Here is a 12187-nt window from a genome sequence, read left to right as displayed (position 1 = left end):
TCGTTTTCGGCGCTCGCGACCTGAGTCAGGGTATGGCTCCATCCTGCTGTTCAGGAATGATTTTCCGTGTCTGGTCTCTCCCTCATGAGAGAATCCTGTTCTATTGTGTCGCGCCACCGTGGAGGGAGCAGTGCATGGACGAAAAACCAGTCGATTCGCTCAGCGAAAGCGAGGCGGCAAGCGAGTTGAAGCGGTTGGCGCAGGAGATCGCCGAGCACGACCGGCGCTACCATGGCGAGGACGCGCCGATAATCACGGACGCGGAATATGACGCGCTGACGCGGCGCAACCTCGCCATCGAGCAGCGGTTCCCGCATCTTGTGCGCGAGGATTCGCCCTCACGCAGGGTCGGCGCGCCGCCGGCGGAAGGTTTTGCCAAGGTGCGCCACGCGGTGCCGATGCTCAGCCTTGCCAAGGCCTATACCGACCAGGACGTCGCGGACTTCATAGAACGGGGCCGGCGATTCTTTGACCGCGACAAGGATCTGAACATCGCCTTCACGGCGGAGCCGAAGATCGACGGGCTATCGGCTTCCCTGCGATATGAAGGCGGTGTGTTCGTGCAGGGAGCAACGCGCGGCGACGGCGTCGTCGGCGAGGATATCACCGCCAATCTCAAGACCATCGCCGATATTCCCAAGACCTTGAAGGGATCGGACTGGCCCGAGGTCATCGAAATACGCGGTGAGGTCTATATGACCTACGCGGAATTCGAGGCGCTGAAGCAGCGTTCGGCGGCGATAGGTGGCCAGGATTACGTCAATCCGCGTAACACGGCGGCTGGATCGCTGCGCCAGAAGGACCCGTCCGTTACCGCCAGCCGCAACCTCAAATTCTTTGCCTACGCCTGGGGCTATACTTCAAAGGATCCAGCTCCGACCCAATACGATTCCGTGCAAAAATTCGCGGAGTGGGGATTCAAGGTCAGCCCGCTGATGGTCCGGGCAAGATCGGTCGAGGAACTGGTCGCGCACTATCACCTAATCGAGACCCAGCGCTCATCGCTCGGCTACGACATCGACGGCGTCGTCTACAAGGTCGACCAATTGGAGTTGCAGCGCAGATGGGGCTTTGTCACCGGCGAACCACGCTGGGCCATTGCCCACAAATTTCCAGCCGAACAGGCGATGACAACCGTGCTCAGGATCGACATTCAGGTGGGCCGTACCGGTACGCTGGCGCCCGTTGCCCGGCTTGCGCCCGTCACGGTCGGCGGCGTCGTGGTCGAAAATGTCACGCTTCACAACGAAGACTACATCAAGGGTCTGGACAGCAACGGCCAGCCGATCCGCGACGGCTATGATGTGCGTATCGGCGACACGGTGGTCATCCAGCGGGCAGGGGACGTCATTCCGCAGATCGTCAGCGTCGTAGCCGACAAGCGTCCGCCAGATGCCGTGCCCTACGAATTCCCGCACAACTGTCCGATCTGCGGCTCGCCGGCAAGGCGCGAGATCAACGAGAAGACCGGCAAGGAAGATTCCCGCCGACGTTGCACCGGCGAACTGATCTGCCCTGCGCAGGCCGTGGAAGGATTGCGCCACTTTGTGTCGCGCGGCGCCATGGATATCGAAGGCCTGGGCGCTGAAAACATTGACCTGTTTTTCAATGCCGGGTTGGTCAAGACAGCCGCCGATATCTTCACCCTCCGGGACCGCCGTCCCGCCGTCACCAAGGCGCTGGCGGAGCGACGGGAGGAGCAGGCCAGGCAGCGCGAGGCCGCATCGGGCAAAACGCGCAAGAATGTACGCAGCATCGAGGAACGCAACTATGACGGCCTCGACAAGCTCTTCGGTGCCATCGACGCTCGCCGCGAACCGGAACTTGATCGCTTCATCTTCGCGCTGGGCATTCGTCATATCGGCGAAACGACGGCCGCTGTGCTTGCCCGAACCTTCTCGACGATCGAGGAGTTGATCCGCATTGGCAAGGAGACGGCAGCGGCAGCCGATCCACACACCGTTTTTCCTTCGATCAACGGCATCGGCGATACCGTGATAGGCGCTCTTCGCGATTTCTTCGGCAATGAACGCAACGACGCCGTGCTTGAAGCGCTGCTCACACAGGTCCATCCGAAGCCGTACATTGTGAACGTCTCAGCCGACAGTGCGGTCGCCGGCAAGACAATCGTGTTTACAGGCACGCTGGAAAAGATGACGCGCCCGGAGGCCAAGGCGATGGCCGAACGCCTCGGCGCGAAGGTCGCCGGCTCGGTTTCTGCGAAGACCGATCTCCTGGTGGCAGGGCCAGGCGCCGGTTCCAAGCTGAAGGATGCGACCAAATTCGGCATCGAGGTGATCGACGAGGACACCTGGCTGCAGCGGATCGGCAAGGGCGGGTGATGGCGGCTGCGTTCAACGGTTTTGGGCAAAAGGCCATTCCCTTCCTCAAGGCGCTGGATTTTCATCAGAGCCGGGAGTGGTTTTTGGAAAACCGCGACCTTTTCGAACGCGACCTGCGCGGTCCCTTCGGCGATCTGGTCGAGACGCTCTCCGAGCGCTTCATGGCATTGGGGCTCGGCCTGCGCGGCGACCGCAAGAAGTCGCTGTTCCGGATTAATCGCGATGTGCGTTTCGCCAAGGACAAACGGCCTTATAACCGGCATTTGTCGGCGATCCTTTCGCCCGACGGCACCAAGATGGAACAGGGCGTTTTTTACGTCCATATCGGGCTCGAGCGATGCTTTGCCGCCATTGCCTGGTGGCAGCCCGGACCGGAGCTATTGCTGGCGCTGCGCAACGCGATCGCGAAGCGGCCCGCTGAATTCCGCAGCCTCGTCGCGGCGCTGAAGAAGAACGGCCTCGAGCTCGACCCGGACGGCTGCATGAAGCGCACGCCGCGCGGCTTCGAGCATATCGCCGAGCCCGATCTCGCTGCCGCGATCCGCAACCGGCATTTTGCCGTCCGGCACGCAATCGAGCCGGCGGATATCTACGGAGCTGGATTGGTCGACGAACTCGTCGACTTCGTCATGCGGGCAAAACCGCTGCTCGACTGGGGCAGGGCGATCGATGGCAAGGCTTCGCCGCGCTAGGCTCGGAAGCGAGCTTGCCGCGACGCTTCAGCCATCATTTCCGCTGATCGTTTGCCTCAAGCAAATTGGTGTGACAAGCCGGGCCGCTCTCTCTACATACGGCCGTTCCCAAGGAGCGATCGATGTCGGCGGAAGCAATCTCCGAAAACGGAGCGAAAAGCGATTTCTGGGACGGCGTGCGGCTCAGCATGCCCGTCGTGGTGGCGTCGGCGCCGTTTGCATTGCTGTTCGGTGCGCTCGCAGTTGACAACGGGTTTTCCGTGCTCGAAGCGTTCCTGATGAGCGCAACGGTGTTCGGCGGCGCCAGCCAGATGGTCGGCATCGAGCTGTTCGGCCAGCATGTCGCGCCGTGGCTGATCGTGCTGTCGATCTTCGCGGTGAATTTTCGCCATGTGCTCTATTCGGCTGGCATCGGCCGGCGCATCGCGCATTGGCCGCTGATCCAGCAGGCGATAGGCTACTTCGTGCTTACCGATCCGCAGTTCGCGGTGGCCGAGCGCAAGGCGGAGGCCGGCGAGACCGTCGGGTTCACCTGGTATATGGGGCTTGGGCTGCCGGTCTATGTGTTCTGGACCATCGAAAGCGCGCTCGGCGCGATGTTCGGCAAGCTTATTCCCGACACCCATGCGTTGGGCATCGATTTCCTGCTGCCGATCTATTTTCTCGGCCTGGTCATGAGCTTCCGCAAGCGGCCGCTGTGGCTGCCGGTGGTCATCGCCAGCGCTGCCGCCTCCATCATTGCATACAAAACGGTCGGCTCGCCCTGGCATGTCTCCATAGGTGCGCTGGCCGGCGTGCTGCTCGCCGTCATCCTGCCGCCCCGCCACAGCGGCGTGGAGGTACGGCGATGAGCACGACCTTGTGGATCATCATCGCCGCTTCGATCGCGACCTATCTGACCCGCATCGGCGGTCATCTGGTGATCTCGCGTTTCGATCAAATCCACCCGCGCGTCGAAGCCGGGCTCAGCGCCGTGCCGGCGGCGGTGCTGACCACGCTGGTGGCGCCGGCGGCGCTCAGCGCCGGGCCGGCGGAATGGGCAGCCTTGATCGTTGCCGGCTTGGTCTCACTGCGCGGCGGCCTGATGGCGATGTTCCTGGCGGGTGCTGCCGTGCTGATCCTCGCGCGGCAGCTCGTCGGCTGATCGACTTTTGCCTTGGCGGCGAGAGCACACATGCGTTTTACCGCAGCGACTATTGCCGCGCCGACCCGCGACAGGCTCAGCCGGATCGCCTCCGATCTCTCCTGGTGGGCGCGACGCACGGCGTCACTATAGAGGGCTTCGCGCTGCTTCGGCGTCAATGCGCTTAGATCGGTCGGCTGGATGCCGAAGGGCTTACGCGACATTTCCATCTCCCCTGGTTTGCCGTGTTGATCGGCAGCTACACCGGCGATTTACGGGAAAGGCATAATCAGTTAAAATGAATAATTAAGATCGTTATGTTCTCCAGGAGAGATGTATGGATTTGGCCGATCTGCGCATCTTCCGCACGGTGGTGCGCGAGGGTGGAATCACCAGGGCGGCGGAAAAACTGTTTCGCGTGCAGTCGAACGTGACCACACGCATCCGGCAGCTCGAGGAGGATCTCGGCGTGCAGCTGTTTATCCGGGAGGGCAAGCGCCTGCACGTATCGCCGGCCGGTCACAGATTGGTCGGCTATGCGGATCGGCTGCTGGCGCTTGCGGAGGAGGCGCGAACGGCGATGCTCGATCCACGCCCGCGCGGCACTCTTCGCCTAGGTGCCATGGAGAGCACCGCTGCGGCACGGCTTCCAAGTCTGCTCGCCGAATACCATGCACGGCATCCCGAAGTGGAAATCCAGTTGCGCACCGGCAATCCGCAGGTTCTCGCGACCGCCATGCTTGCCGGTGAGCTCGATGCAGCGTTCGCCGCCGAGCCGATCGCCGACGCCCCATTCGAAAAGCTGCCCGCGTTTCACGAGCAGCTGGTCATTGTCTCGGCGGCATCGCGCGTTTCGGTCGAAGACCACCTGGACATGCCCAAAACCATGATAGCCTTCGAGCACGGCTGTCCGCACCGCAAGCGGCTGGAACAATGGTATGCGCGCCGAGGGTTCATGGCCGAGAAAACCATCGAGCTTGGTTCATACCATGCCATCCTTGGTTGCGTGGTGGCTGGCATGGGCATAGCGCTGATGCCGAAAAGCGTGCTTTCGGGTTTCCCGGAAAGCCGCTGGCTAAAGCTGCACGAACTGCCCTCTGACGAAGACAACGCCGTCACGGTGTTGTTCTGGCGCAAGGGAGCCGGTTCTCCCAACGTCACCGCTTTGCAGGGACTGCTTGCGGAGCAATGCCTGTCAACCGGCGTTGCCGCCGCGGCTATTGCTTGAAGTCGTGCGGCAGCGGCGCGGTTGCCTTTTCCAGCCAGGCCAGCGTTTCGCCGTCGAGCATCGGTCCGATCTCGGCCAGTACGCGCGCATGGTATTCGTCAAGCCAATGCAACTCGTCGCGGGTTAAAAGGTCCGATCGGACCAGCCGCTTGTCGATCGGCGCCAGCGTCAGTGTCTCGAAGCCGTGCATGGCGATGTCGCCGCCCTCGATTGCCTCGGCCGGTGTCACCAGAATCAAGTTCTCGATGCGGATGCCGTAGGAACCTTCCTTGTAATAGCCGGGCTCGTTGGAGACGATCATGCCGGCCAGCAGCTTTTCGGTACCGGTCTTGGCGATACGCTGCGGGCCCTCATGCACGGCAAGATAGGAGCCGACACCGTGCCCGGTGCCATGGGCGAAATCGCAGCCGTGTCTCCATAGCGCCAGGCGCGCCACTGCATCGATTTCGGAGCCGCGCGTGCCCTGGGGGAAGCGCAGCATGGAGATGCCGATCATGCCTTTCAGCACCAGCGTGAAGCGCTCGCGCATCTCCTCGGTTGGCGCGCCAATCGGAACCGTGCGGGTAATGTCGGTGGTGCCGTCCTGGTACTGCCCGCCGGAATCGAGCAGGAACAGCTCGCCATCCCCCAGCTTGCGATTGGTGGCGCGGGAGACGCGGTAGTGCATGATAGCGCCGTTAGGACCAGCGCCGGAGATGGTATCGAACGATACGTCGCGCAGCGGCATCTGCGTTTCTTCGCCGGTCTGACGGCGCGTCTCCTCAAGCCTGGTGACAACGGCGATTTCGTCGAGCGTGCCGGGCTTCTGGCGGTCGAGCCAGCACAGCAGCTTGGCGACCGCGGCGCCGTCGCGGCGATGTGCGGCGCGTGCGCCGGCGATCTCAGCTTTGTTCTTTGTTGCGCGTGGAATGCGGGCCGGATCGGGCACGGCAATGACGGTGCCGCCATTATCCTCGACCAGCATCCTGAGCTTGTCCGCCGCTAGAACCGGGTCCAGCGCGATTTTTGCACCGCTCTTGGCCTGGGTGACGATTGCCGTTTCGAATTCACCTGGGTCGTGCAATTCGGCGAGCTGCGTCAGGTAGGCCGCGACGGTGCGCGAAAACTTGCGCTGGTCCATGAAAAGCAGATGCGAGCCGTCGGCGGCCAGCACGGCAAAGCCGAGCGCCAGCGGTGTGTGCGGTACGTCGCCGCCACGGATGTCGAACGCCCAGGCAATGGAGGAGGGGTCGGTCAGCACGGCATGGGTGGCGCCGTCCTTCTCGATGGCCGCTGCCAGCCGCACCAGCTTGTCCTTGGCCAGTTCGCCGGCAAAGCCGATCGGGTGGATCTCGACCGGTGCCAGTGGCGGCCCGGGATGGTCCTGCCAGATCGCGTCGATCGGATTCTCTTCGAGCGGCACCAGTATCGCGCCGGATTTCTCGGCCGAGGCTTTCAGCGCCTTGACGTCGCTGATCGTATGCAGCCACGGATCGAAGCCCAATCGCACGCCCTTGCCGAGATTGTCCTTGATCCAGTTGGCCGGCGGGTTGTCGACAAGGCTCTCGATCGAAAAGATGTCGAGATCGACCTCCTGGCGCACCTGCAGCGTGTAGCGCCCGTCGACAAACATGACGGCGCGCTCGCCAAGCACAATGGCGACTCCGGCCGAGCCGCTGAAGCCGGTCAGCCATTTCAGCCGTGCCGAGCGATCGGCGACATATTCGCCCTGGTGCTCGTCGGCACGGGGCACAATGAAGCCATCCAGCCCGTTGGCCGCCAACCATTGGCGCAGCATTGCCACGCGCGGCTTGCCAACGGCCGGATCGCCGGCGGAATCGAAGGTCTGGAACATGTCGGCTCTCCTCGAATGCTGGCGCGACCGTAGCGCATGACCTCGAAAATCGGAATCGATTTTCGGACCGATCATTCCCGGTTGCTGCGTGTCTCTTTGCGCATGGACGCCATGCAGAATCGACGATTTCAAAAAGCGTCAGCAGAGCTTACCTTCTTAATGTGGAGGAAAAGTCCTGTTGCCCTGCAAAGGAGACCGTCATGTCCACGATTTCACCTAGACGCGGATTTTTCAGAAACGCTGTGAAAGCGCTGATCGAAGCTCGCCAGCGCGAAGCGAGCCGGTATGTGAGCGGCGTTCTGCTTGGCTTTGACGACGAAACGCTGAAAGCTCACGGCTACGATCGCGAACAGCTGAAGAAAGCGGCGAACTCGCGCTAGGTCCGAGTTGATTCCGGCTTGCGTTGAAGGCGCTGCGCCTCAGCGCTTGAGGTGAATCGTCACCCAGCCCCCGCGGTGCAAGGTGCGGACGTGCCGGAATTTCTGGCCGACATAGGCCGCGATTACCGCATCGCGCTGGCGCTCGAGGATGCCCGACAAAACGATCGAGCCACCGAGCGCGATATGTCCGGCCATTTGCGGCGCCAGACGCATCAGCGGCCGCGCCAATATGTTGGCGACGATCAGGTCGAAGGGCGCACGCGCGGCAAAGATCGGATGATGAAAACCGGGCGCCGCCACCGTTTCAATGAGCCCCTTGACCTGGTTCAGCCGCGCATTGGCGGCGGCCACCTTGACGGCGACCGGGTCGATGTCGGTCGCCAGCACCGGTATATGCGCGAGCCTGGCCGCTGCGATGGCGAGCACCGCGCTGCCGGTGCCAAGGTCGAGCGCGTTGCGCGGATGCTCGCGCTGTATGACCTGCTCCAGCATTTCGAGGCAGCCGGCGGTGGTGCCGTGATGGCCGGTACCGAAGGCAAGGCCGGCCTCGATCTCGATGGCGAGCTCGCCGCTGTGGCGCTTCCTGCGGTCATGCGCGCCATGGACGAAGAAGCGCCCGGCCCGCACCGGCTTCAATCCCTCCAGCGAGCGCGCCACCCAGTCGATGTCGGGCAGCGCTTCGCGCGCTATCGGTTTCGACAGCGACAGTCCGGCAAGGATGTCCCTAAGCCGCGCCTCGACCGCATCGACGTCGTCGTCGGCATAGAGCGATACTTCGTGGATGTCGCTGTCCTCGTCGACCTCGAGCACCGCAATCGGCAGGCCCTCATCGTCGAATGCCGCACCGAGCGCCGCGAAGATGCGATCAGCCTCGATCTTGCCCGCGGTGAAATACAAACGCGTCTGCGTCATTACCGGATATGTCAACCTTCCGCCGCCAGCCGTTTGAGCTTGGCGATGGCGGCATCCGGGCTTTCGCCATAAGCAATGGTGCCGGCGAAATCGCCCTTGGCGTTGAGCAGCAGCACCGAAGCAGTGTGGTCCATCGTGTAGTCGCCGTCGCTCGTGTCGACTTTCTTCCAGTAGATGCCGAAGGACTTGGCCATGGCGTGGACCTTTTCGGGATCGCCTGATATGCCGAGGATGCGATCGGAGAAATTGCTGACATAGGTGTTCATGATTTCGGGCGTATCGCGCTCCGGGTCGACCGTAACGAAATAGGCACGCAGGTTCTTGCCGTCGTCGCCCATCGTCTTCAGCCAGCCGGCCAACTCGAAAAGCGTGGTCGGGCAGACTTCCGGACAGTGCGTGAAGCCGAAGAAGACGACGCTGGGGTGGCCGCGAAACGCGGCTTCGGTGACCGGCGCGCCCTTCTGGTCGACCAGCGTGAACGGTGCTCCGAACGGCTCGCCGCCATAATGTCCGCGGTACCAGTCGAAGGTGAGCCAGCCGATTCCGGCGGCCATCAGGACGAGAATACCGACCAGAATTGAACGCATCATCAGTGAAAGTCCGTCGTTATTCCATCGGGCGCCGGGTTGGCGCCGTGAAGGCCCTGGCTTGGCGAACACTCTTAGCGGTTCGGTCGTGCCGACGCAAAGATGTCGCGTTGCCGCAACCGGCAATCCTCTGGGAGGCGATCTGCTTGCAAAGCGCTGCCGTTCGTCCCACCTGAGGTCGGCAAAATTCGAACCGCAGGAGGCCTCTTTGCGAAAACTGATTGGCGGCGCGTTAGCCGCATGCCTTGTCATTGGCGCCGGCGCGGCCGCCGCCGAGGAAGTCGGCAAGGTCGGCGTCGATTGGCTCGGCAACGATATCATCGTCGAGGCGATCAAGGATCCGAAGGTCGAGGGCGTGACCTGCCACGTCTCCTATTTCGACCGTGGCGTGATCGACCGCCTGCAGAAAGGCAACTGGTTCGAGGACCCGTCCGATTCCTCGATCTCCTGCCGCCAGACCGGGCCGATCACCATTGGCGACATCGACATGAGCGAGGCCGGCGAGGAGGTGTTCAAGCAAGGCATCAGCCTGATCTGGAAAAAGCAGGTGGTGAACCGCATCTACGACAAGGCCAACGAGACCCTGATCTACCTGTCGCATTCACGCCAGGTGCAGGATGGCTCGGCAAAAATGTCGGTCACCACCGTGCCGCTCTACGGCCAGAACGTGGTGTGGACCAGCGGCAAGCCGAAATAGAGACTTAAGGTGCTACAGGGTCCTTGGCGCGTCCAAACGGATGCGCGGCGCTGCACTCGGCTTGCGAGACTATGCGCGCGGGCGTAAAGCGCGCGCATGGACCGTCCCGAACACCTTGTCCTGAAAGATCCCGAGCCGCGCATCCATCCGACGGCGGAGCTGAAGGCGTGCAAGCTTGGACGCTACGCGTCGATCGGCGAGCGGGTCATCCTCCGCGAGGTGACGGTCGGCGACTTTTCCTACTTCGAGCGCCACGCCGAGGCGATCTATACGACGATCGGCAAATTCTGCTCGATCGCCGCCAACAGCCGCATCAATGCGCTGGAGCATCCGGTCGAGCGGCTGACGCAGCACAAGATCAGCTATCGGCCCAACGAGTATTTCCGCTGGCTGGGTGTAGATCAGGCGTTCCGCGACCGGCGGCGGGCGAAAGCCGTCAGCATCGGCCATGATGTCTGGATCGGCCATGGCGCCGTGATCATGCCTGGCGTAGTGATCGGCAACGGCGCGATCGTCGGTGCCAACGCGGTGGTGACGTGCCACGTGCCGGCCTATGCAATCGTCGCCGGCGTTCCGGCCAGGCCAGTGCGGCAGCGCTTCAGCGCGGAAACTGCGGCCCGGATCGAACGGCTTGCCTGGTGGGACTGGCCGCTCGAGAAACTGGCCAGGGCAGTCCCCGACATGCAGGCCTTGCCCATCGAGGCTTTCCTCGACCGCTGGGAAAACGACGCCGCCTGAGTTCGGGCTATCTGCAAGCGGTCCGACGGCCTGCGCGATCTGCTCCTCCAACAATGTACCCGCGACCTTCCGCCGCGAGGGAACCAGGAGCGGCTGCCAACTGTTTCTGCAGACACAATGAACTCGGCTTCCGTCCGGGTTCGTCGCCCGGCTGTTGAGGGAGTTTGAATGATTGAGAAGCTTTTCACCAGGATCGCCAACAACGTCGCCCATTTTGCCGGCCTGCCGCCGACGTTTGCCGTCTGTTTCCTGATCATCGTCGTCTGGGCGGCAAGCGGGCCGATGTTCGGCTTTTCGGACACCTGGCAGCTCGTCATCAACACCGGCACGACGGTCGTCACCTTCCTGATGGTGTTTCTCATCCAGAACACCCAGAACCGCGATGGCGCTGCGATCCAGGCGAAGCTCGACGAATTGATCCGGGTCAGCACAGCCCAGAACACCTTCATCGGTATCGAACACCTGACTGAGACCGAGGTCGAAGAGATCCGCAAGAAATGCGAACAGGCAGCGAAGCGGCATGATCAGAAGCTTGCCGAGTTGGCAGCCGAGAAAGCCATGGCGAAGAAGCGGAACACGAAGAAGCACGCAGCGGCGTGATATAAAGGTCCGGCGCATACCTGCGAAGATCGGATCCGATTCTTTGCTACGGTGATCTTCGGTTCGGGATCATGCGGTGCGTGTCATGAATGCCGCGAAAGCATCTTTGTAGTCCGGGTGCCAGCGCGACAGGGCAGGGCGGTTCTCGATGAGGTCGCCAATCGCCCAGCCCATGCGCTTTTCGTCCATGGACCGGGTCGCCTCGTTATCGGGACACAGGATGTAGAAATCGCCACGCAGTAGCGAGGCCAGCATGAAGTCGATGACCTGCTCGCCGGTCCAGGCGCCGGCCGGCTTTTCGGTCGCACCTTCGGTCAGGCCGGTAAAAGTGAACCCGGGGATAAGCAGATGCGCCGCGACACTGGCGCCCGGCTCGTTGCGCAGCGCGTGCGCCAGGCCTTCGGTATAGGTCTTCACGCCCGCCTTGGAAACGTTGTAGGCGAGGTTGCCGGGCGGCGTGGTGATGCCTTGCTTGGAGCCGGTGTTGACGATCAGGCCCGGCTTTCCCGCCGCCAGCATGCGCGGCGCAAAGGCCTCGACGCCATGGACGACGCCCCAGAAATTGATATCCAGCAGCCGTTTCCAGGCGTCGCGGTTCTCCCACGGCTTGCCGGGATTGTTGCCGACGCCGGCATTGTTCATCAGCAGCGATACGTCGCCGAAGGCGCCGAATGTCCTTTCGGCCAGCCGGTCGAGTTCGTCGGCCTTCGAGACATCGGTGGCGACGGCAAGTACGGCGCTGTCGCCGGCGATGGCGGCGACGGCGCGTCGGGCCTCATCGAGGCGTGCGCCGCCAATATCGACCAACACGATGTTCATGCCCATCGCCGCCAGCCGTTTGGCCGCGGCAAGGCCGATGCCGCTGGCCGCGCCGGTGATGACGGCGACATTGCCGGAGGCAAGTGCGGGCAGGGCGGTCTGGATCTCGGCGTCGGTGGTCATGATTTTCTCCTGTTCTGGCCGCGGCGAACTTAGCGCGGAAAGAGGCTCGCGCAAGCCGGTACCGGCATCTTCGGGTTGACCGCATCGGCGGGCGCTGCGCATGCTGATATCG

Annotated in this window: 13 protein-coding genes; 9 read left to right on the top strand and 4 right to left on the bottom strand. The window is 62.7% G+C overall.

The annotated features are described in order from the left end of the window. Positions 1-134: 134 nt before the first annotated feature. The 5 genes from ligA (at position 135) to X773_RS54135 (ending at position 5385) form a co-directional block, all read left to right on the top strand. Positions 135-2342 carry an NAD-dependent DNA ligase LigA gene (ligA, locus tag X773_RS54155; RefSeq protein ID WP_023676754.1) on the top strand — a complete coding sequence of 736 codons (2208 nt, stop codon included), beginning with the start codon at positions 135-137 and terminating at the stop codon, positions 2340-2342. Next, positions 2342-3034, top strand: a complete 693-nt coding sequence (locus X773_RS54150; RefSeq protein ID WP_023676753.1) for a TIGR02453 family protein — start codon at positions 2342-2344, stop codon at positions 3032-3034. The genes ligA and X773_RS54150 overlap by 1 nt, the downstream gene beginning before the upstream one ends. A 122-nt stretch (positions 3035-3156) precedes the next feature. Then, positions 3157-3885, top strand: a complete 729-nt coding sequence (locus X773_RS54145; protein WP_023676752.1) for an AzlC family ABC transporter permease — start codon at positions 3157-3159, stop codon at positions 3883-3885. Beyond that, complete coding sequence (locus X773_RS54140; RefSeq protein WP_023676751.1) at positions 3882-4178, top strand: AzlD family protein; 297 nt, start codon at positions 3882-3884, stop codon at positions 4176-4178. The genes X773_RS54145 and X773_RS54140 overlap by 4 nt, the downstream gene beginning before the upstream one ends. 316 nt (positions 4179-4494) lie before the next feature. Continuing rightward, entirely contained in the window at positions 4495-5385 is an 891-nt protein-coding gene (locus X773_RS54135; protein WP_023676750.1) for a LysR family transcriptional regulator, read from the top strand. On the opposite strand, the gene X773_RS54130 is transcribed toward X773_RS54135, so the two are convergent. Continuing rightward, complete coding sequence (locus X773_RS54130; RefSeq protein WP_023676749.1) at positions 5375-7219, bottom strand: aminopeptidase P family protein; 1845 nt, start codon at positions 7217-7219, stop codon at positions 5375-5377. The two genes, X773_RS54135 and X773_RS54130, sit on opposite strands and share 11 nt — an antisense overlap. A 200-nt stretch (positions 7220-7419) precedes the next feature. Here X773_RS54130 and X773_RS0137915 point away from each other — a divergent pair, with 200 nt between their 5' ends. Continuing rightward, positions 7420-7599 (top strand): hypothetical protein, encoded by a 180-nt coding sequence (locus X773_RS0137915; RefSeq protein ID WP_031211768.1) that lies wholly within the window; start codon positions 7420-7422, stop codon positions 7597-7599. Positions 7600-7638: 39 nt separating this feature from the next. On the opposite strand, the gene X773_RS54125 is transcribed toward X773_RS0137915, so the two are convergent. Together X773_RS54125 and X773_RS54120 are read right to left on the bottom strand one after the other, a co-directional pair. Beyond that, on the bottom strand, positions 7639-8511 hold the full coding sequence (locus X773_RS54125) for a 50S ribosomal protein L11 methyltransferase (protein ID WP_023676747.1): 873 nt from the start codon (positions 8509-8511) through the stop codon (positions 7639-7641). Positions 8512-8522: 11 nt separating this feature from the next. Then, on the bottom strand, positions 8523-9101 hold the full coding sequence (locus X773_RS54120) for an SCO family protein (RefSeq protein ID WP_023676746.1): 579 nt from the start codon (positions 9099-9101) through the stop codon (positions 8523-8525). 205 nt (positions 9102-9306) lie between these two features. On the opposite strand from X773_RS54120, the gene X773_RS54115 reads away from it, so the two are divergent. From X773_RS54115 to X773_RS54105, 3 genes are all read left to right on the top strand, one after another. After that, positions 9307-9795, top strand: coding sequence for a CreA family protein (locus X773_RS54115; protein ID WP_023676745.1), 489 nt, complete (start codon positions 9307-9309; stop codon positions 9793-9795). Between the two features lie 96 nt (positions 9796-9891). Beyond that, positions 9892-10533: a DapH/DapD/GlmU-related protein gene (locus X773_RS54110; RefSeq protein WP_023676744.1), complete on the top strand. Its 642-nt coding sequence runs from the start codon at positions 9892-9894 to the stop codon at positions 10531-10533. A gap of 168 nt (positions 10534-10701) precedes the next feature. Continuing rightward, a complete protein-coding gene (locus X773_RS54105) occupies positions 10702-11133 on the top strand; it encodes a low affinity iron permease family protein (RefSeq protein ID WP_031211766.1) in 432 nt (143 codons plus the stop codon). A gap of 69 nt (positions 11134-11202) precedes the next feature. Here the strand turns inward: X773_RS54105 and X773_RS54100 are convergent, their stop codons facing one another. Further along, the gene (locus X773_RS54100) at positions 11203-12075 is read right to left on the bottom strand and encodes an SDR family NAD(P)-dependent oxidoreductase (protein WP_023676742.1); all 873 of its coding nucleotides are present in this window, start codon (positions 12073-12075) and stop codon (positions 11203-11205) included. Positions 12076-12187 lie beyond the last annotated feature (112 nt).

It is taken from the genome of Mesorhizobium sp. LSJC280B00 (genome assembly GCF_000502835.1).
GTDB lineage: Bacteria > Pseudomonadota > Alphaproteobacteria > Rhizobiales > Rhizobiaceae > Mesorhizobium.
This window is presented reverse-complemented; position numbering and strand designations above follow the sequence as displayed.

Bases quoted from the DNA above. Each gene is read 5' to 3' on its own strand.
- X773_RS54100 (WP_023676742.1), bottom strand. From the start codon at position 12,075: ATGACCACCGACGCCGAGATCCAGACCGCCCTGCCCGCACTTGCCTCC.
- X773_RS54135 (WP_023676750.1), top strand. From the start codon at position 4,495: ATGGATTTGGCCGATCTGCGCATCTTCCGCACGGTGGTGCGCGAGGGT.
- X773_RS54150 (WP_023676753.1), top strand. From the start codon at position 2,342: ATGGCGGCTGCGTTCAACGGTTTTGGGCAAAAGGCCATTCCCTTCCTC.
- X773_RS54125 (WP_023676747.1), bottom strand. From the start codon at position 8,511: ATGACGCAGACGCGTTTGTATTTCACCGCGGGCAAGATCGAGGCTGAT.
- X773_RS0137915 (WP_031211768.1), top strand. From the start codon at position 7,420: ATGTCCACGATTTCACCTAGACGCGGATTTTTCAGAAACGCTGTGAAA.
- X773_RS54140 (WP_023676751.1), top strand. From the start codon at position 3,882: ATGAGCACGACCTTGTGGATCATCATCGCCGCTTCGATCGCGACCTAT.
- X773_RS54110 (WP_023676744.1), top strand. From the start codon at position 9,892: ATGGACCGTCCCGAACACCTTGTCCTGAAAGATCCCGAGCCGCGCATC.
- X773_RS54130 (WP_023676749.1), bottom strand. From the start codon at position 7,219: ATGTTCCAGACCTTCGATTCCGCCGGCGATCCGGCCGTTGGCAAGCCG.
- X773_RS54145 (WP_023676752.1), top strand. From the start codon at position 3,157: ATGTCGGCGGAAGCAATCTCCGAAAACGGAGCGAAAAGCGATTTCTGG.
- X773_RS54120 (WP_023676746.1), bottom strand. From the start codon at position 9,101: ATGATGCGTTCAATTCTGGTCGGTATTCTCGTCCTGATGGCCGCCGGA.
- ligA (WP_023676754.1), top strand. From the start codon at position 135: ATGGACGAAAAACCAGTCGATTCGCTCAGCGAAAGCGAGGCGGCAAGC.
- X773_RS54105 (WP_031211766.1), top strand. From the start codon at position 10,702: ATGATTGAGAAGCTTTTCACCAGGATCGCCAACAACGTCGCCCATTTT.